This is a genomic window from Altibacter lentus, assembly GCF_000746845.1.
In the GTDB taxonomy this organism is placed as follows: domain Bacteria; phylum Bacteroidota; class Bacteroidia; order Flavobacteriales; family Flavobacteriaceae; genus Altibacter; species Altibacter lentus.
On record NZ_KN050846.1, the window covers coordinates 1,091,485 to 1,110,590 of the forward strand.

Here is a 19,106-nt window from a genome sequence, read left to right on the forward strand (position 1 = left end):
TAACTTTGCTGCTTTGCAATGAGTTCGAAAACAGACCAAAATAATCAGGCGATCGTTAAGAATGTGTTTACAGGCTTCTTGGAAGAGAAAGGCCATCGTAAAACACCTGAACGTTACGCCATTTTGCAGGAGATCTACGATCACGATGATCACTTCGATATTGAGTCTTTGTACATCAATATGAAGAACAAGAACTATCGTGTGAGTCGAGCTACCTTGTACAATACTATTGAGCTGTTGTTAGAGTGTGGCCTGGTTCGCAAACATCAATTTGGTCAAAACCAAGCTCATTACGAAAAATCGTATTTCGATCGCCAACACGATCACATCATTCTTTCGAACGGAGAAGTGATAGAATTCTGCGATCCGCGTATTCAGACTATAAAAAAAACTATTGAAGAGGTTTTCGATATAGAGATCACAAAACATTCGCTGTATTTCTACGGAAACAAAAAAACACCCGATACAACACGGGACAATTCTTAAATGACTATGGCAGTAGACTTACTACTCGGACTACAATGGGGAGACGAAGGAAAAGGAAAGATCGTCGACGTACTTACTAAAAACTATGATATCATCGCCCGTTTTCAGGGTGGACCAAATGCGGGACACACCTTAGAATTCGATGGCATTAAGCATGTTCTGCACACCATCCCCAGTGGAATTTTCCACGACAATGCTGTGAATTTGGTAGGGAACGGAGTCGTGATCGACCCGGTCATCTTTAAGAAGGAATTGGACAATCTCGCCAAGTTCAACAGGGATTTCACAAAGAATCTGCTCATCTCTCGAAAAGCACATCTTATCTTACCCACACATCGTTTGCTTGATGCAGCTTCCGAAGCTTCAAAAGGAAAGGCTAAGATTGGCTCCACCCTTAAGGGAATTGGTCCTACATATATGGACAAAACAGGCCGTAACGGCATTCGCGTAGGAGATCTCGAACTAAGCAACTGGCAGGAGAAATACCGCAATCTGGCAAATAAACATGAAGCCATGATCGATTTTTACGATGTTGACCTCCAATACAACCTGGCCGAACTGGAAGCCGACTTCTTTGAAGCAATTGAAGTGCTTAAATCACTGCAGTTTATCGATAGTGAAGAATACCTGCATCAGGCACAGAAGAACAATAAGACCGTTCTGGCGGAAGGAGCTCAAGGTTCGTTATTGGACATCGATTTCGGAACATATCCCTTCGTGACCTCCTCGAATACCACGGCTGCCGGTGCTTGTACAGGATTGGGAGTTGCTCCGGGGGCGATCAACGAGGTATTTGGGATCTTTAAAGCGTATACTACCCGCGTTGGGAGCGGACCGTTCCCTACGGAACTTTTTGACAGCTATGGCGAGACCATGGGACGTGTAGGAAACGAATTTGGTGCTACGACCGGACGACCCAGACGTTGTGGCTGGCTGGACCTTGTTGCACTAAAGTACGCCGTTCAAGTGAATGGAGTTACACAACTCATGATGATGAAAGGGGATGTATTAAGCGGCTTTGATAAGCTGAAAGTATGTACAGCCTACAATTATAAAGGAGAAAAGATTACCCACCTCCCTTATAATATCGAAGCCGAGAACGTAACCCCTATCTATACTGAAATGAAAGGCTGGAAAGAGGACCTCACCAAAATGAATAATGCCTCTCAACTGCCAAAAGCGCTCATCAACTATATCGAATTCCTAGAGAAGGAACTGGAAGGGCCTATCAAGATCGTTTCAGTAGGGCCGGACAGAACACAAACGATTCACAGATAACATACGGTTTCGTTGATAGTTGACGTTGTTACACATAAAACACTCTTTTTGAAACTATCAGGTTACATAATTCTGTTTGTCCTTTTTTTCTTCGGAAATGTTTCTATAGCACAAACCGGTAAAGAAAAGACGGTCGTCTCCGTTCAATCGGGTTATCTGGAAAAAAAACCCGAATTCCCCGATGCCGTCATTTATACCAAAGATGAAACAGGGCAAGTTTATATCATTCACGAAGGAGTGGAAATGTGGTGCGATCAGGCGTTTGTCTATCTAAAAGATAATTTTGTAAAAGCCTACGGAACGGTTCGCATTACGCAGGGTGACACCGTATCGATGAACAGCAAATACGCCGAATACAACGGAAATACGCAATTTGCCTTCGCCAGTGGTGATGTCGTTCTTACCGAACCAAAGACCACTTTGCGCACCGATACGCTGTATTTTGACCGTATTAAACAACAAGCTTATTATCGCACCGGGGGGACGGTACGCGACACTGCAAGCACTTTGACCAGTCGTATTGGGAGGTATTTCGCCGAAACGAAAAAATACCAGTTCTTGTCGGATGTGAAGATCGTAAATCCGAAATATACGGTACACAGTCCGCAATTGGATTTCTATTCTGAAACCGGAGGTGCTTATCTCTATGGCGAATCCACTATTGTGAGTGAGACCAGCACCGTTTATTGTGAACGCGGTTATTACGATACCCGAAACGATACAGGTTATTTTGTAAAGAATTCAAGGGTTGATTACAATAACAGGATATTGTATGGCGATAGTATTTACTTCGACCGGAACAAGAGTTTCGCCTCTGCCACCAACAATATTCGAGTTTTAGACACTATCAACAAAAGCATTATACGAGGGCATTATGCAGAAGTTTTTCGGGACAAGGACTCCGTTTTTATCACAAAACGAGCCGTAGCGGTTACCCTAAGAGATAACGATTCCATATATGTGCATGCGGACACACTACAGGTAACCGGAAAGCAGGAGCAACGCATCATTAAAGGGTTTTACAGGGCGCGACTCTTTAAAAAAGGCTTGCCGGGAGAAGACCCCACAAGCGGAAAATGCGATTCTATCTACGTAAATGAACAGAAAGGTATTACAAAATTACTTCGGAATCCGGTGCTGTGGACAGGAGAGAATCAAATGATAGGCGATACCATCCATATTCTTTCCAATACAAAAACCGAAAAACTGGATACTCTGAAGGTCTTCAACAACGCCTTCCTGATTCAGAAGGACAGCGCCGGATACAACCAGGTTTCGGGAGAACGGCTTATAGGCTTGTTCACTAATAACGAGCTGGATACGGTGAATATCATTAAGAACGCTCAAGTGATCTATTATCCCCGAAACGATAAGCAGGAGTTGATAGGCATCAATAATACGGTCTCAAGTTCCATACAGCTATATTTGGAGGAACAGCAAATAAGCGGCATCAAATTCATAAAACAAGCGAAGGGAAAGATCTACCCTCCTTCAGAATTTCCGGAGAATGCGCGACTGTTACCCGGATTTAATTGGCGGGGTGAGGAACGGCTATATTCGGTGAACGATCTTTTTAAAGGGAAGCCGGCACCCGTCCTACCCAGGATCAAGGGAATCCCGCTACCCAAAGATGAAGGTGCCTTTTTTGATGAAATACCGGAAGAAGACCTTGATATCCCCGAAGCTTCTAAATTAAAACCGAAGGACCTTCAGAACGATCCAGAAGCACCTCAACCCATGACAGAAACGTCCGAGCTGGAAGAAGGAATTTCGAAAAAAGACAGCACTGCACTGAAACGAGCTTCAGTAAAGAAAGACAATAAGTGATGTTAGAGGATTTCTTTTCATATCAGGCGCAAACGACCCCCCATCCTTTAGCAATGGAAGTATCCCATGCCCAAGGGAGTTATATTTTTGACAGATCGGGCAAGCGGTACTTGGACTTCGTTGCGGGCGTCTCGGCTTGTTCCTTAGGACATTGCCATCCGGCAGTAATCAACGCAGTAAAGGAACAACTGGACTGTTATCTGCACGTGATGGTCTATGGAGAATATATCCAAACACCGGCGGTGGCACTTGCGAAGCTTCTTGCTGAAAAACTTCCTGCACCCCTAGAATCGACGTATTTGGTGAACAGTGGTGCCGAAGCCATTGATGGCGCAATGAAGCTCGCGCGTCGCGTAACGGGTCGTTCTGAGATCTTATATGCGCACCACGCCTATCACGGAAACACCTTTGGAGCCTTGAGCGTGATGGGTTTTGAAGAGCGAAAAACTCCTTTTGGTCCTTTGATTCCTCACTGCCACCCTATTGCCTTTAATTTGGAAAAAGACCTTAAAAAGATCACCACAAAGACAGCCGCTGTTATATTAGAGACGATTCAAGGAGGAGCAGGTTTCATCCAGCCCCAAAACGATTATTTAAAGAAGGTGCGTGAGCGCTGTGATGCAACTGGGACTTTATTGATATTGGACGAGATCCAACCCGGTTTTGGCAGAACGGGAACCCTTTTCGGGTTCGAACAATTTAATTGTATCCCCGACATTCTCGTTATGGGAAAAGGGATGGGTGGCGGACTTCCCATCGGTGCATTCACCGCGTCGCGGGAACATATGCTAACCCTTAGTGATCAACCAAAACTGGGACACATTACCACTTTTGGCGGGAATTCGGTAATAGCTTCGGCGGCTTTGGCAACGTTAAAAGAGATTACCGAAACCAACCTCATGGAACAGGTGCCTCGTAAGGAAGAACTCTTCCGAAAGTTACTGAAACACCATTTAATCAAGGAAGTACGCGGCAAAGGCCTCATGTTGGCTGTAATGGTGGAATCTTCGGAAATTGCTTCAGAAATAATCCTTAAATGCCAGGAAAAGGGGTTGATCCTATTTTGGTTGCTATTTGAAGGCAGAGCGATACGTATTACCCCTCCGCTAACAATTTCAGAAGCAGAAATAATAGAAGGATGTGACATTCTGACCGATGTGCTAGACTCGGTTGAGAAAAATATATCGTGAGCAGCCCTTTGATTCTCAAGAAACTAAACACTAAAAATTCTGTTAATAAGCCTGTTAACAACAATCACGGCATAACTATTGAATTCCTTATTACATTATTATCTTTAAAATAGAAGAAACAGTTAAACCGCTGCGTATGCAATTGAGCCCTAACGAGCATAACAACTTCTCACTTACCCGATTTGAATCCATGCTAAAAACTAATAGTGTTCTCTTCTTCGACTCTGAAGAATTCGAGGAGATCATTCACTATTATCTTGAAAATGGAAAGATCGCCCTTGCAAAGAAGGCGACCAAACTGGGTTTGGAGCAACACCCTTCCTCTACCAATCTCAAACTATTCCGCATTGAGATGTACATTTTTGAGGATCAGTTGGACACTGCCGAAGCACTGTTAGACGAACTATATGTGCTTGAACAGTCCAACGAGGAGATTTACATTCAAAAAGCCAACATCTACTCCCGACGCGATAAGCATAAAGAGGCGATCCAGCTGTTAGAACAAGCCCTGGAGATCACTGCAGATCAAGCAGATGTATTGTCCTTACTGGGTATGGAATATCTTTTCTTGGAGGATTTCCAGAACGCCAAGCATTATTTTATGAGATGTCTGGAAGAGGACGAGCAGGATTACTCGGCCCTTTATAACATTATCTACTGTTTTGACTTCCTTGAAGAGCATGAGGCTGCCATAGATTATCTCAACGATTTCCTAAACAAGAATCCCTACTGCGAGGTCGCATGGCACCAGATTGGGAAACAATACATGGAGCTTAAGGATTATAAGAAGGCTTTGGCGGCTTTCGATTTTGCCATAATTAGTGACGACAAGTTTATTGGAGCGTATCTTGAAAAAGGCAAAGTGCTTGAGCGCATGAAGTTGTACAATGAAGCCATAGACAGTTATACGATCACACTAGGCTTAGACGATCCTACCTCTTTTGCTTTGCTGCGTATAGGAAAATGTTATGAAAAATTAGGCGACGCCGAGCTCGCCTTACAATTCTACACCAAGTGTGTGGAAGAAGATGCGTTATTGGACAAAGGCTGGATCGCCATCACCGATTTCTACTTTAAGCGCAAGAATTATCAAAAAGCATTCTATTATATCGATAAAGCTATCAATATCGACAGCGAGAATGTGCTCTACTGGAAGCGATATGCAAAAATAAGCAATAGACTAAGCAAGTTCGAAGAGGCCGAACATGGCTTTAGGAGATCCATAGAACTAGGTAATTATGAATTGGAAACTTGGCTTTCCCGAACCGACATCCTTATTCGATTAGGAGAATATGAAGCTGCCGTGAACAACCTCCTTCAGGCCATGGAATTCTATCAGGAAAATGCCGAGATCGAATACAGACTGGCAGGTTTGTTCTACTATCTCAATGAAGACAATAAAGGAGAGTTTCATTTAAAGAATGCGCTTTCTCATGATCCTGAATTCATCTTAATTATTGAAGAATTGTTTCCTACTGTCTTCCAAAATAAACGGGTGAAAGAAATTATAAAAAGCCACTAGACCTTATCAGGTTTATTTGTGTATTTTTGAAGGGTAACCAAAAAAACGTATGCCCTCACGTAATCTCGCACAATATCTTGTTGTAACATTAAAAGGACTGGCCATGGGTGCCGCCGATGTCGTTCCGGGCGTCTCGGGCGGAACCATTGCATTTATTTCCGGAATCTATGAAGAACTTATAGAGACCATACATTCCATCGATCTAGGATTTTTCACGATTTGGAAACAGAAAGGTTTCCTTGCGGCATGGAGGCACTACAATCTTGGTTTTTTAGCTGCGCTGTTCTTGGGGGTCGCCATTAGCATCCTGTCCTTCGCAAAACTCATCACCTGGCTCTTAGAATTCCATCCTATTCTTGTATGGTCGTTCTTCTTCGGACTTGTGATTGCCAGTATCTTGTTTGTAGGTAAGCAGATCGCCTGCTGGAACGGAAAAGTGATCGTAGCCTTGATCCTGGCAGCGGTCTTTGCCTATCTCATTACCCTGGCAAAACCATTTGGTTCGGTGGACAGCATCTGGTTTCTGTTCTTTGCCGGGTTTATAGCCATTATTGCCATGATCCTCCCCGGGATCTCAGGCGCCTTTATTTTGTTATTACTGGGAGCCTACCAAGTGATCATCGGTACGTTAAGCGATCTGGGCGAAGGCATTTCAAAAGCGAACTGGGAAATTTTCTCACAAGCATTTCTAAAGGTGTGCATCTTTGGTTTAGGTGCCATTGTTGGAATTAAGGTTTTCTCTCGAGTACTTAACTGGATGTTTAAACACCATAAGAACATGATCCTGGCAGTTCTAACCGGATTTATGATTGGTGCACTCAATAAAATTTGGCCGTGGAAAGAAGTGCTTTCCTATCGCACCAGTCATGACGGCCTCCAAGTGCCCTTTATAGAAAGAAGTATCCTTCCAACCCAATATGCTGAAGATCCGCAACTGTTGATGGCCTTGCTCTTTATAATTTTCGGTTTTTTGAGCATCTTTGTTCTTGAGCGAATTGCCGTTGGAAAGAAGGAACATCATGGCGTCGAAGAATAATAAACAATTACTATTGCATCCGTAACTTAAACCCTAACCTGAAACCATTAGCTTTCAGTCTTAAAAAGCAACCATGTACGAAAAACGTTCCTTTGGTGATAAAGTCTGGCTCGTCTTAAAGGGACTGGCAATGGGTGCTGCCAATAAAGTTCCCGGTGTATCCGGGGGTCTCGTTGCTTTTGTAGCGGGATTTTACGAAGAATTTATCTACTCGCTTCAAAAAATAAACAGGAAAGCTTTCGCCCTTTTGATAAACGGCAGATTCAACAGTTTCTTTCGATACGTGAACGGGCGCTTTCTGGGACTGCTCATACTGGGGATGGTGATAAGTTATTTTAGTGTTTCAAAAGCACTGGATTACCTTATTGTACACTTCGAATTGTATGTTTGGAGTGCTTTCTTCGGAATGATCATTGGCTCCATTTACTTTATCGCTAAAGATTTTGGCGATTGGAACAGAAAGTACGTGGCTTATCTGCTCTGCGGGATCCTGGCCGGGGTGAGTATTAGCTTTTTGGAACCGGCAAGGGAGAACAGCAATCTCTTTTTTGTTTTTTTCTGCGGAATAATAGGTGTTTCCGGCATGACCCTGCCGGGCCTTTCGGGGTCTTTTATTTTAATCCTGTTAGGGAATTATGTGTTGTTGTTGGTCGATTCGGTCAATGCGCTGTTCGATACCGTCGCCGATATCTTCCAGTGGGATTTCAGCTTTGTGGACAATACCGGAAGAATTGAATTACTAAAGGTGCTGGTGGTCTTTGCCCTGGGATCTCTTGCCGGTCTTGTTTCGCTGTCGCATTTACTAGCCTATGTTCTAAAGCGTTTCAAAAAAGCGACCTATGCAGTGATTATTGGGTTTATAGCCGGCTCTCTGGGTGTGGTATGGCCGTGGAAGGAAAAGCTCTTGGCTTACGATAGAAATGGCGACGTGCAATTCGATGCCAATGGACGGGAGATCATTATGGGGTACGATAGATACTGGCCTTCAGAATTTTCGCTCGAGGTAATCTTCGCCATATTTTTTATCATTGTAGGAATATTATTGGTCCTTAGTTTGGACTGGTATCAAAAAGCACGAACCCAACAAGATGGCTAGATACGGTTTAATAGGCAAGAACATAGCATATTCCTTTTCCCGAACATTCTTTACGTATAAGTTTGAAAAGGAACAGCGCCCGGATACCTATCAAAATTTTGATATACAAACGCTGGAAGACTTCCCGGCGATCCTTAAAAATCATGCCGATTTGCGAGGTCTCAATGTTACCATTCCGTATAAGGAAGCTATCATTCCTTATCTCGATAAGGTGGACAAAGAAGCGGCAGCGATTGGTGCGGTCAACACCATCAAGATACATAAGGATGGCTCTCTGGTGGGTTACAATACAGATCATTACGGTTTTGCAAAAGCATTGGCCGATCTGTTACCGCTGCGCGGAAAGACAGCGCTGATCTTAGGCACGGGAGGCGCTTCCAAAGCAATTGCGTATGTGTTAAAAACGATGGACTTTGAATACCTTTTCGTGTCGAGAACTCCGGCTGCCTTAGAGTTGAGCTATAAGGATGTAACATCAGAGTTGCTTTCCAGGTATTTCCTCATTATAAACTGTACGCCTTTAGGAACCTTTCCCAACACCGAAGCATTTCCACCCCTTCCCTATCAAGGTCTCACAAAAGACCATGTTCTCTTCGATCTCATTTACAATCCCACTCAAACCGAATTTATGAAACGCGGCTTTGCTAAAGGCGCTCGCGTGAGTAATGGTATGAAAATGCTCGAATATCAAGCGAAGAAATCCTGGAGTATCTGGAAATCATAAATTTCTTCAAAAATTACCCAAATTTCAAAGGGTTTCTTTGCCAAGTGCACAGTTGTTAGTATCTTGAACGTTCAAGAATGACGAACCTAACATTGAAAGATATGTCTGACAAGAATAAGAGTGATATCCCCGAAGAAAAAGAAACGGCAGCTGCGAAAGAATCCTTAAAAAAGGACGCTCCCGAAGGTGAGAATGCCATTGGTGAAGCCCTGCAGGAAGAGGCTGAAAAAGTTGCCGAAAAGCAATTGGAAGCTCCAAAAGAGGAAGCCGAGAATGAAGCCCTCGCTTCGGCCTTGGTAGAGGAAGCTGTGGCTCAAAAAAAGGAGGATCCTTCAGAAGGTGGAACCGAAGAACCTACAGAAAAGGAGGCTACTGCGGCTCCTTCGGAAGAAGCAGAAAAAAAATCTTCTCCCGAAAAAGTTTCAGAAAAAACCGAAACCGAGGATGAAGAACAGGAGGACGAGGAGGAAATAAGCTCTTCGGACGAGGAAGAGGACGATGAGAACGACGATTCCGAAGAAGAAAAGGATTATCATTCACTTACAAAGAAAGAACTTGTTTCAGAATTTGAAAAACTCTTAAAAACGAAGCCCGTACAAGAAATTAAGAATCAGGCAGAAGAGATCAAGACCGAGTTCAATGCCAAGTTCAACGAAGAACTTGAACAGAAGAAAGAGACCTTTTTGGAAGAAGGTGGCAACATCATCGATTTTCATTATACCACCCCGTTAAAAAAGGAGTTCAATTCGCTGTATTTCGACTACAAAGAAAAGCGAAACAATTATTATAAAAGCCTGAAGAAGGACCTGCAGGAAAACCTCAACAAACGCTTAGAGCTTATTGAAGAACTAAAGGGGTTGCTCAATGCCGAAGAGAATATCAACACCACCTACAAACACTTTAAGGACATACAGGATCGTTGGCACGTAGCCGGCGCCATCCCCCGTGATAAATACAATATCGTCTGGAATACCTATCACCACCACGTTGAGAATTTCTACGATTTTCTCCATCTCAACCGTGAATTTCGGGATCTGGACTTTAAGCACAATCTTGAGCAAAAGCTGAAATTAATAGGCCGCGCAGACGAGCTCGCACAGGAAAAAGACATCAATAAGGCTTTTAGAGAATTACAGATGCTTCACAAGATGTGGAAGGAAGATATTGGTCCTGTTGCCAAAGAATACAGAGAGGAGGTCTGGGATAAATTTAGCGCAGCCACCAAGGTCATCCATGATAAGCGGCAGGAGCAACTCGCGGAGATGGAGAAGGAATTCGTGGTCAATTTTGAAAAGAAAAAAGAACTGGTGGAAGAGATCGCTTCCATTACGGCAAACACTAAACCAAACCATCAATCTTGGCAAAATGCCATGAAGAAGGTACAGGCATTGCGCGACGCATATTTTGCCCTCGGAAAGGTTCCCCGTGCCAACAACAAGGAGATCTGGAGTATGTTCAAGGATGCTACACGATCCTTCAATCATGAGAAAAATTCGTTTTATAAGAATCAAAAGAAAGAGCAATACAAAAATCTTGAGAAGAAACTGGAACTCATCAAGATCGCAGAAGAGCATAAGGATAGTGACGAATTTAATGAGGTAACGCCCCTCATGAAAAAGATCCAAAGCGACTGGAAAAAGATTGGTCATGTGCCGCGTAAGGACAGCGACAAGATCTGGAAACAATTTAAAAGTGCCTGCAATCATTATTTTGATCGATTGCACGCTCAAAAAAATGAAGCCAGTAAAGAAGAGAAGGAGAATCTGGAGATTAAACAACAACAGCTGGAAGCCCTTTCAAATTTTGAGCTTGGCGAGGATCCCAAGGAAGATCTTACTAAGATCAAAGAAGCGATTAGCGCATGGAAGAAGGTGGGTCGCGTTCCTTACAACAAAAAGGACATTGACCAAAAATTCAATACAACGCTGGATGCCCTGTTTAAAAAACTCGACCTGAGTAAAAAAGAGGCCGAACTTATTAAGTTCGAGAACAAACTGAACAGTATGGTCTCACAGGAAGATGAACGCAAACTTCAGAACGAACAATTCTTTATCACTAAGAAGATAAGTGAAACTAAGGACGAGATTAGACAGTTGGAGAACAATCTTGGTTTCTTTCAGGATGCGAAAAGCGATAATCCGTTAGTGAAGGAAGTGCGTAAGAATATTGCAAAACACAAAGAACAACTGGAAGTTTGGAAGGAAAAACTTTCCAAGATCAAATCCATACGATAAAAACTCATGACTGTGGTACCCTGTATTTTGTGCCATAGTGATAAGGTCAGTTTTCTAGGGACCTTCGCGGCCATTCCTTATTGGAAATGCGGTAATTGCAGTTCCGTTTTTAAGGACCCATCTGTTTTTCTAGACCCCGAAACCGAAAAAGGACGCTACCTTCTTCATGAAAATGATGTAGAAGACCTTAACTATCAACATTTTGTCAGTCCCATTGTGCAACATGTGACCAAAATGTTCAAAAAGGGCGCAACGGGATTGGATTTTGGTGCGGGAACCGGTCCGGTGATCTCCAAATTACTTTCGGAAAAAGGGTACGCTATGCAGCTGTATGACCCTTTTTTTCATCCTGAAAAGCAAGTGCTTTCACGCACCTACGATTTTATAGTGAGCTGTGAGGTGATCGAACACTTCCATCGCCCTTTGGACGAATTCAAATTACTATATGAAATAATGCGCCCCGGCGGAACACTGTTTTGTATGACAGAGCTCCTCCCGAAACAGCAATCTTTTGAGGAGTGGTATTATAAGAACGACCCTACACACGTGATCTTCTACTCGGAAGAAACCCTGCAATGGATCCGGACGCATCTTGGGTTTTCCGGCCTGAAGATCGACGGACGACTCAGCTATTTTACAAAATGACGGCTTTCAGTGAGCAAAACAAAATGAACAACTCACAAATTCACAACTTCTGTACTACTTTAAGAGTTTCGCTTCTTCCCAGAACACGTCCATTTCGGCCAAGGTCATGTCTTTCATTGATTTGCCCATCTCTTTGGCCTTTCCTTCCAAATACTGAAAGCGCTTGATGAATTTTTTATTGGTACGCTCCAATGCATTTTCGGGGTCGACCTTCAGGAAGCGGGCATAATTGATCATAGAGAACAGCACATCGCCAAATTCGGCTTCGATCTTTGAAGTATTCTCGGCCGCTACTTCCTGCTGCAGTTCTGCCAGCTCTTCCTGTAACTTTTCAAAAACCTGCTTGGGTTCTTCCCAATCAAAGCCCACACCGGCTACCTTGTCTTGAATACGATTTGCCTTTACAAGCGCAGGTAACGATCTGGGCACACCTTCGAGCACACTGCTTTTCCCTTCTTTCAATTTTAAATTCTCCCAGTTCTTTTTCACCTCCTCCTCATCTGCCACGGTGATGTCACCATAGATATGCGGATGCCGCGAGATCAATTTTTCGCAAATATCATTGGCAACATCGGCGATATCAAAATCGTTCGTCTCACTTCCAATTTTCGCATAAAAAATGATATGAAGCAACAGGTCGCCAAGTTCTTTTTTAACTTCCTGAAGATCGTTTTCGAGTATGGCATCTCCTAGCTCGTAGGTCTCTTCAATAGTGAGGTGCCGCAAGGTGAGCATGGTTTGTTTCTTATCCCAAGGGCATTGTTCCCTAAGCTCATCCATGATCGTAAGCAGCCGATCCAGTGCAGCCAGTTGGTCTTTTCTAGAATTCATAAAACAAAAGTAATGGAAATGCTTCGTTCATGTACTTGCTCTCTTTAAAAAGTACGAACTAAAAAACCTGTCGCTCGAACAGTGACAGGTCTTTTATATATAGGCTTTATAACTTATTTTTTTCTTGCTGAAGTATTTTTTGAGGCTCCTCCCTTTTTTGCTGAAGAGGCCTTTGGCGCATCGGACTTGGGTTTAGCAGCCTTTGGCGCTGCCTTTTTCTTCGGCTCTTTGGTGACGGGTGCTTCTGAAGCTTCCTTATCTTGTGATGCTTCCTGTTCAGTTTCAGAAAAATCGGTGATCCCGCTCTTGTGTAATAAATTGTACCACTGGATCACTTTCTTGATGTCGCTCGCATAGACGCGGTCCTCATCGTAATCCGGGAGTACTTCGAAGAAGTATTCCTCCAATTCATCCTTGGAAGCCTTATGACTCATTGCTGCGCCACCGTTCTCCTTCTCAGAAATCTTTTGAAACACCTCTCGCAACGGAACTTCTTCAGTTAGGGTATAGATCGCAATCTCTGAAAGCAAACTCACATTGTGTCGTGTTCCTACGGTAATTTTCTTTCCGTCGAGCAGTGATTCGGCCACAAAACCATTTCGGGTTTGTGTCTTTAATTGATAAAGACCGGGTTTTCCGGCAATCGATAAGATCTTTTCTAAACTCATAAAATTAGTCCTGTATAATTAAGTGTCCTTTGATGTTACTTTTAAAAAGGAAGGTGCAAATATGCTTGGTTTCATTTTTATTTCCAAAGGTGTTAACGTTTCTTTTTAGCAAGCGGGAAACGCATTCGGTATTTGGGCTCTATCTTTCCTTTGGAAATGTTCGCTAGTTTCCCTTTGATCAAACGTTTTTTAAGCGGAGATAGTTTGTCGGTAAATAAAATTCCTTCAATATGGTCGTACTCATGCTGGATGATCCTTGCCACGATACCCTCGTACACCTCGGTATGCTTTTTAAAGTTCTCATCATAGTACTCCAGGGTGATTTTCGGTTGCCGAAATACATCTTCGTTAATATCCGGGATGCTCAAGCAACCTTCGTTAAAGGCCCACTCATCTCCTTCTTCCTGTAAGATTCTGGCGTTAATGAATACCTTTTTAAAGGTCGAAACAAATTTTTGTTCCTCTTCGGAAAGGTCCTCATCATCCTCGAAGGGAGTGGCATCCACTATAAACAATCGAATAGCCACGCCTATTTGCGGGGCGGCTAATCCAATGCCTCTCGCACCATACATGGTGTCGAACATGTTTTCTATGAGGGCATCGAGCTTGGGGTATTCCTTGGAGATCTCCTCTCCTTTTTTTCGAAGAACCGGATCTCCGTATGCTACTATGGGTAAAATCATTCTTTTATAATATTTCTAATGTATTCCTGGACCACGCTTATACTTTTTAAACTAAAAAACATTAGCGATTCAAAGTAAGTAAATAATCCTGCAGCAGGATAGTCGCACTAATCTCGTCGATCAACGCCTTATTTTGCCGCTGTTTTTTTTTGAGTCCGCTATCGATCATGGTCTGAAACGCCATTTTACTTGTAAACCGCTCATCCACTCTTTTTACCGGTAGTGTTTCAAAGGTTTCTGAAAATACTTTCAGAAATTTTTGAATCTCCTCTTCTACATCGCTATGGCTGCCATCCCTTTGCTTTGGTTCGCCTACCAATACCAATTCTACCCCTTCCGAAGCAATATACTGCTTTAAAAAAGGCATCAATTCTGCGGTGGCCACGGTAGTCAATCCAGAAGCAATAATTTGTAATGCGTCTGTAACGGCTATACCCGTGCGTTTTGTTCCGAAATCAATAGCTAGTATGCGTCCCATTGTGCTGCAAAAATAAGGGTTTCGATAATAGTATGCTAAATAGTACATACATTTCATTTTGACCTGTATCTTTGTAGTTATAACGAACGCTTTTCAGGATACAAAAGGGCTAACATACATACGATGACACCTTTTCTTGAGAATAACACGCCAATTGCACATGACTCCATTACAACAAACCATTGAAAAGGCCTGGGAGGATCGCTCCTTATTACAAGATCCGGATACAATTCGTGCCATTCGTGAAGTAGTACGCCTTTGTGACGAAGGCAGCTTACGCTGTGCCGCCCCAACCAAAACGGGCTGGCAAGTAAATGAGTGGGTAAAAAAGGCCGTGGTGCTATATTTTCCTATTCAGAAGATGGAAACCATGGAAGTTGGGATCTTCGAATATCACGATAAGATTCCTTTAAAAAGAGGCTATGCCGAAAAGGGAATCCGTGTCGTTCCTCATGCGGTCGCGCGCCATGGCGCTTATATCTCGAAGGGGGTGATCATGATGCCCAGCTACGTTAATATTGGTGCGTATGTCGACGAAGGTACCATGGTCGATACCTGGGCCACCGTTGGCAGCTGTGCTCAAATTGGCAAGAATGTGCATTTAAGCGGTGGCGTAGGGATAGGCGGAGTGTTAGAACCTTTACAGGCCGCCCCCGTGATTATTGAAGACAACGCTTTTATTGGCTCACGTTCTATTGTGGTGGAAGGTGTTCGAGTAGAGACCGAAGCAGTACTGGGTGCCAATGTAGTACTTACGGCTTCAACGAAAATTATAGATGTGACCGGTGCAACTCCCAAAGAGATGAAAGGTATTGTTCCTGCAAGATCGGTGGTTATTCCCGGAAGTTATACCAAAAAATTTCCGGCGGGGGAATATCAGGTTTCCTGCGCCTTGATCATTGGTCAGCGTAAGGAAAGTACCAATAAAAAAACTTCGTTGAATGATGCACTCCGTGAATACGATGTGGCGGTGTAACTGAAACCTATGAAAATTCTCGTTATTCAACATAAAATGATTGGTGATGTCCTTACTACATCACTTCTCTTTGAACTGTTACGAGAAAAATATCCCGCTGCACGGTTAGATTATCTTATTAATGCGTCCACACAAGCGGTAGTGGCACATCATCCTTTTATTGATAGGTTATGGGTTTTCACTTCAGAAATGGAAACCTCCAAGAAATCGGCCAATTTATTTCAAAGAGAGATCGTCAAAGAAAAATACGATGTTGTCATCGATGTGTATGCAAAGCTTAGAAGTGCCTTATTAACAAAAGCTACCAAAGCGTCAAAGCGTATCTCCTATTTTAAATGGTATACTCAACCCATGTATACCCAAACCGTAAAGCCTGCTTCCTCCTCACAAAAAAATGAAGGACTTGCCATTGAGAATCGGGTATTATTGGTTGAACCCTTAATTGGTCCTGTTTCAGAGATCCCGAAACCCAAGATCTATCTACAGCCGGCCGAATTGCAGGTTGCCACGAAGATGCTTGAAGAAAAAAAGATAGGAGGAGCGTCTTCTGTATTTATGATCGGGATTTTAGGAAGCGGTCTCGAAAAAACGTACCCGTTGCCCTATATGGCAACACTGCTGGATGCTATTGTGGAATATACCAGCGCTCAACTGCTTTTCAATTATATCCCGAAACAACAGGCTGAAGCAGATACTTTAATCTCTTTATGCGCTAAAAAGACGAGAGAATACATTCACAAGGATGTATACGGGAAGGATCTTCGGGAATTCTTGGCGCTCACGGCTCAATGTGATGCGCTTATTGGCAACGAAGGCGGCGCCGTGAATATGGCGAAAGCCTTGGGCATCCCTACCTTCTCCATTTTTGCTCCCTGGATCTTAAAGGAAGCCTGGAACAGTTATGAAAATGAAGGAACGAACGCATCGGTGCATTTAAAGGATTTCTATCCCTCACTTTACCAAAAGCATCCTAAACACTACAAAAAACAATTCGCCGGACTGTACAGACAGTTTGCTCCGGACTTTATAATTCCTGAGCTTAAGAATTTTTTAAATAGAATTACCACTTAGCTTTTTCTAATCCCAAAAGGCGTGTAGACAGCCTTTGTCTCTTTGGTTATTTTTCGAATGGCGGCATTCTTCTCGAGCATTTCGGGTTTTACATAGCCTCTGGCATGATCCAGATGCACACAAATGGCGGTGTAGCGTAACTGTTTTGCCTTTATTCCCAAATTAAAGAGCCGCTCTCCCATCTCGCGGTCTTCGCCCCCGTATTGCATCCGTTCGTCAAAACCATTGACCTTTACAATATCCTCTTTCCAGCCTGAGGCGTTATGACCGTTCCAGGTTGCTTCGGTGGGAGTGATCCAGTTCAGGAACTTTTCTTTTGAACCTGAGGCATTTAGCTTGTTGTTCTTAAATGAGGATTTTAGCCCGTGCTTCTTAAGCCATTCCACATCAAAACACCGTTCGGAACGAATATCGTCTTGTGTGATCATTTCTGAAATGTCCATAGGTAACTTGAAATATCCTCCCGATAAGAAATATCCGAAAGCCCTGTTCAATAGATGCTTTTCTACAAAATCCTTCCGCGGAATGCAGTCGCCATCGCTAAATAACAGATAATCGGTGGTTGAAGCTTCTATGGCCTTGTTTAATATGATCGTTTTCTGAAATCCATTGTCCTCGTGCCATACATGAACGATCTTCAACGCAGACTGCTTTTGAAAACCTTTAATAAGATGCTGCGTTTCTACCGAAGAACCATCATCGGCGATGATCAATTCAAAATCGGTCTCGGTTTGGTGTTCGTAGCCCCATAGGACTTTTTGCAACCATTGCGGCTGATTGTATGTGCTGAGTATTACTGAAAGTTTGGGCGTTGCCATTGTGCAAAAATAACTATTTTTGATCGCGAACTGCTGCTCATGCCAAAACTTAGTGCTTTATTGATCGTCTTCAACGAACGGAAACACCTTCCGGAAGCTATAGATACGGTGGCTTTTGCCGATGAAATTATTGTGGTAGACTCATACAGTACCGACGGCACCTTTGAGTTTCTTCAAAATGATAGGCGGGTACAGGTGTTCCAAAAGAAATTTGAAGATTATGCTTCGCAGCGTAACTATGCACTCTCCTTAGCATCGAACCGGTGGGTCTTATTTTTGGATGCCGATGAACGTATTCCGGGTATGCTTCGGAAGGAGATCGAACACACTCTAACACTTCAGCAACCAAAAGCGGCCTATTTTTTTTACCGACAATTTATGTTCTGCGGAAAACCACTTCGGTTTAGCGGACTGCAAAGCGATAAGATCTACCGCTTGTTTCAGAAGGACAAAGCGACCTACATTCCGTCGAAATTGGTCCACGAAAATCTGGAGGTAAATGGAGAAAGCGGTATCCTGAAACATAAATTACTCCATTATTTTTACGACGATTACGACACCTATAAGGGAAAAATGATCGCTTACGGTCGTTTGAAGGGAAAAGAATTATTTCTGAAAGGGGAACGTTATTTTGTCTTAAAGCACTATCTGAAGCCGTTGTACAAATTTCTAACCCACTATATCATTCGCCTGGGGATATTAGACGGAAAGAAAGGCTGGATTATAAGCAAGCTCAATGCGTTGAGCGTGGTAGAACGCTATAAAGAACTAAAGCGGTTACGGTCTGCGGCGCCAGAATAGGTATTTTTGTTTGAGACGCACTTTCCGGTGGTATTTTTCTTGAAATTTTGAAGTAAGTTCCCACATCAAGTCATAAATTTTTTCATAATCTTCACCTGTAAGTTTGGCATATTCATCACTCATTACCGCAACCATTTCCTTTTTTGGGGTAAGTCGGGCAAAATTTCGAATTCGCTCTTCGAAGGTGAGCGGTTTAAATTCCATACGGTTAAGATCCACCAGATAGAAGGCATATCCCTCCCGCTCTTTCACGATAAGGGTATTGCCCGGGGAATGGTCTTTAAAAAGCACCCGGTTTTGGTGTAATTTCCAAGTAAAGGCGGTGAACTGACGAAGAATATTCTCGTGATCCGGGTACATCGGCTCATGCACCAATTCGCGGTAGGTAAGGTCATAATCCAAATGCCGGCTCAAATAATAACTGTCTTTCAGTCCTAGAAGATCGCTGTTTTCAAAATATGCGATGGGTTGCGGGGTTCCAATGCCTTTTTCCAACAACATATTGGCGTACGTGTAGGAACGTTCGGCTTTCGATTTCCGAAAATATCGGTAGACAATGCGGTTTAAGAGATTGGGACGTTTAAAGGACTTTACATTGATTGTTATTTCGTCCAGCTCAAAAAGCTTTATCGTGTTTCGTTCTCCGTCACCAAGAACTTTTCCGTGATTTTTAAAATTAGCAATTAATTCTTTTAACGCCGTGCCTCTTGCCTTAAAGTCGTTTTGAATCTTTGATCTCATT

Annotated in this window: 18 protein-coding genes and 1 pseudogene; 13 read left to right on the plus strand and 6 right to left on the minus strand. The window is 43.1% G+C overall.

Annotated elements, in window-relative coordinates; translation table 11 throughout:
* Positions 1-18 precede the first annotated feature (18 nt).
* From JS40_RS05255 to JS40_RS05300, 10 genes are all read left to right on the plus strand, one after another.
* The gene (locus JS40_RS05255; RefSeq protein ID WP_034258922.1) at positions 19-486 is read left to right on the plus strand and encodes a Fur family transcriptional regulator; all 468 of its coding nucleotides are present in this window, start codon (positions 19-21) and stop codon (positions 484-486) included.
* A gap of 6 nt (positions 487-492) precedes the next feature.
* Complete coding sequence (locus JS40_RS05260) at positions 493-1,764, plus strand: adenylosuccinate synthase (RefSeq protein ID WP_034262123.1); 1,272 nt, start codon at positions 493-495, stop codon at positions 1,762-1,764.
* 48 nt (positions 1,765-1,812) lie between these two features.
* A complete protein-coding gene (locus JS40_RS05265; protein ID WP_034258924.1) occupies positions 1,813-3,591 on the plus strand; it encodes an OstA-like protein in 1,779 nt (592 codons plus the stop codon).
* Positions 3,591-4,781, plus strand: a complete 1,191-nt coding sequence (locus JS40_RS05270) for an aspartate aminotransferase family protein (protein ID WP_034258926.1) — start codon at positions 3,591-3,593, stop codon at positions 4,779-4,781. The genes JS40_RS05265 and JS40_RS05270 overlap by 1 nt, the downstream gene beginning before the upstream one ends.
* Positions 4,782-4,917: 136 nt before the next feature.
* Entirely contained in the window at positions 4,918-6,303 is a 1,386-nt protein-coding gene (locus JS40_RS05275) for a tetratricopeptide repeat protein (protein ID WP_034258927.1), read from the plus strand.
* A 49-nt stretch (positions 6,304-6,352) separates the two neighbouring features.
* Complete coding sequence (locus JS40_RS05280) at positions 6,353-7,339, plus strand: DUF368 domain-containing protein (protein WP_034258928.1); 987 nt, start codon at positions 6,353-6,355, stop codon at positions 7,337-7,339.
* A gap of 73 nt (positions 7,340-7,412) precedes the next feature.
* Positions 7,413-8,435 (plus strand): DUF368 domain-containing protein, encoded by a 1,023-nt coding sequence (locus JS40_RS05285; RefSeq protein WP_034258929.1) that lies wholly within the window; start codon positions 7,413-7,415, stop codon positions 8,433-8,435.
* Positions 8,428-9,159, plus strand: a complete 732-nt coding sequence (locus tag JS40_RS05290) for a shikimate dehydrogenase family protein (RefSeq protein ID WP_034258930.1) — start codon at positions 8,428-8,430, stop codon at positions 9,157-9,159. The genes JS40_RS05285 and JS40_RS05290 overlap by 8 nt, the downstream gene beginning before the upstream one ends.
* 101 nt (positions 9,160-9,260) lie before the next feature.
* Entirely contained in the window at positions 9,261-11,393 is a 2,133-nt protein-coding gene (locus JS40_RS05295; RefSeq protein ID WP_051957667.1) for a DUF349 domain-containing protein, read from the plus strand.
* Between the two features lie 6 nt (positions 11,394-11,399).
* On the plus strand, positions 11,400-12,038 hold the full coding sequence (locus tag JS40_RS05300) for a class I SAM-dependent methyltransferase (protein WP_034258931.1): 639 nt from the start codon (positions 11,400-11,402) through the stop codon (positions 12,036-12,038).
* Between the two features lie 54 nt (positions 12,039-12,092).
* Here JS40_RS05300 and mazG read toward each other — a convergent pair whose 3' ends face one another.
* From mazG to ruvX, 4 genes and pseudogenes are all read right to left on the minus strand, one after another.
* On the minus strand, positions 12,093-12,869 hold the full coding sequence (mazG, locus tag JS40_RS05305) for a nucleoside triphosphate pyrophosphohydrolase (protein ID WP_034258933.1): 777 nt from the start codon (positions 12,867-12,869) through the stop codon (positions 12,093-12,095).
* Positions 12,870-13,120: 251 nt separating this feature from the next.
* Positions 13,121-13,537 (minus strand): annotated as a pseudogene (locus tag JS40_RS05310) (DUF5606 family protein); the annotation flags it as partial.
* Positions 13,538-13,629: 92 nt separating this feature from the next.
* Positions 13,630-14,220: a peptide deformylase gene (gene def, locus JS40_RS05315; RefSeq protein ID WP_034258936.1), complete on the minus strand. Its 591-nt coding sequence runs from the start codon at positions 14,218-14,220 to the stop codon at positions 13,630-13,632.
* A gap of 61 nt (positions 14,221-14,281) precedes the next feature.
* Positions 14,282-14,698 carry a Holliday junction resolvase RuvX gene (gene ruvX / locus JS40_RS05320; protein ID WP_034258937.1) on the minus strand — a complete coding sequence of 139 codons (417 nt, stop codon included), beginning with the start codon at positions 14,696-14,698 and terminating at the stop codon, positions 14,282-14,284.
* Positions 14,699-14,858: 160 nt separating this feature from the next.
* Here ruvX and JS40_RS05325 point away from each other — a divergent pair, with 160 nt between their 5' ends.
* Together JS40_RS05325 and JS40_RS05330 are read left to right on the plus strand one after the other, a co-directional pair.
* Positions 14,859-15,674 (plus strand): 2,3,4,5-tetrahydropyridine-2,6-dicarboxylate N-succinyltransferase, encoded by an 816-nt coding sequence (locus tag JS40_RS05325; RefSeq protein WP_034258939.1) that lies wholly within the window; start codon positions 14,859-14,861, stop codon positions 15,672-15,674.
* A 9-nt stretch (positions 15,675-15,683) separates the two neighbouring features.
* On the plus strand, positions 15,684-16,745 hold the full coding sequence (locus JS40_RS05330) for a glycosyltransferase family 9 protein (RefSeq protein ID WP_034258940.1): 1,062 nt from the start codon (positions 15,684-15,686) through the stop codon (positions 16,743-16,745).
* Here the strand turns inward: JS40_RS05330 and JS40_RS05335 are convergent.
* Positions 16,742-17,563, minus strand: coding sequence for a glycosyltransferase family 2 protein (locus tag JS40_RS05335; RefSeq protein WP_034258942.1), 822 nt, complete (start codon positions 17,561-17,563; stop codon positions 16,742-16,744). The two genes, JS40_RS05330 and JS40_RS05335, sit on opposite strands and share 4 nt — an antisense overlap.
* A 39-nt stretch (positions 17,564-17,602) precedes the next feature.
* Between JS40_RS05335 and JS40_RS05340 the strand changes: the two genes are divergently transcribed.
* The gene (locus JS40_RS05340; RefSeq protein ID WP_034258943.1) at positions 17,603-18,364 is read left to right on the plus strand and encodes a glycosyltransferase family 2 protein; all 762 of its coding nucleotides are present in this window, start codon (positions 17,603-17,605) and stop codon (positions 18,362-18,364) included.
* On the opposite strand, the gene JS40_RS05345 is transcribed toward JS40_RS05340, so the two are convergent.
* Positions 18,341-19,105 carry a lipopolysaccharide kinase InaA family protein gene (locus JS40_RS05345; protein ID WP_034258945.1) on the minus strand — a complete coding sequence of 255 codons (765 nt, stop codon included), beginning with the start codon at positions 19,103-19,105 and terminating at the stop codon, positions 18,341-18,343. The genes JS40_RS05340 and JS40_RS05345 overlap by 24 nt on opposite strands.
* Position 19,106: the final 1 nt, after the last annotated feature.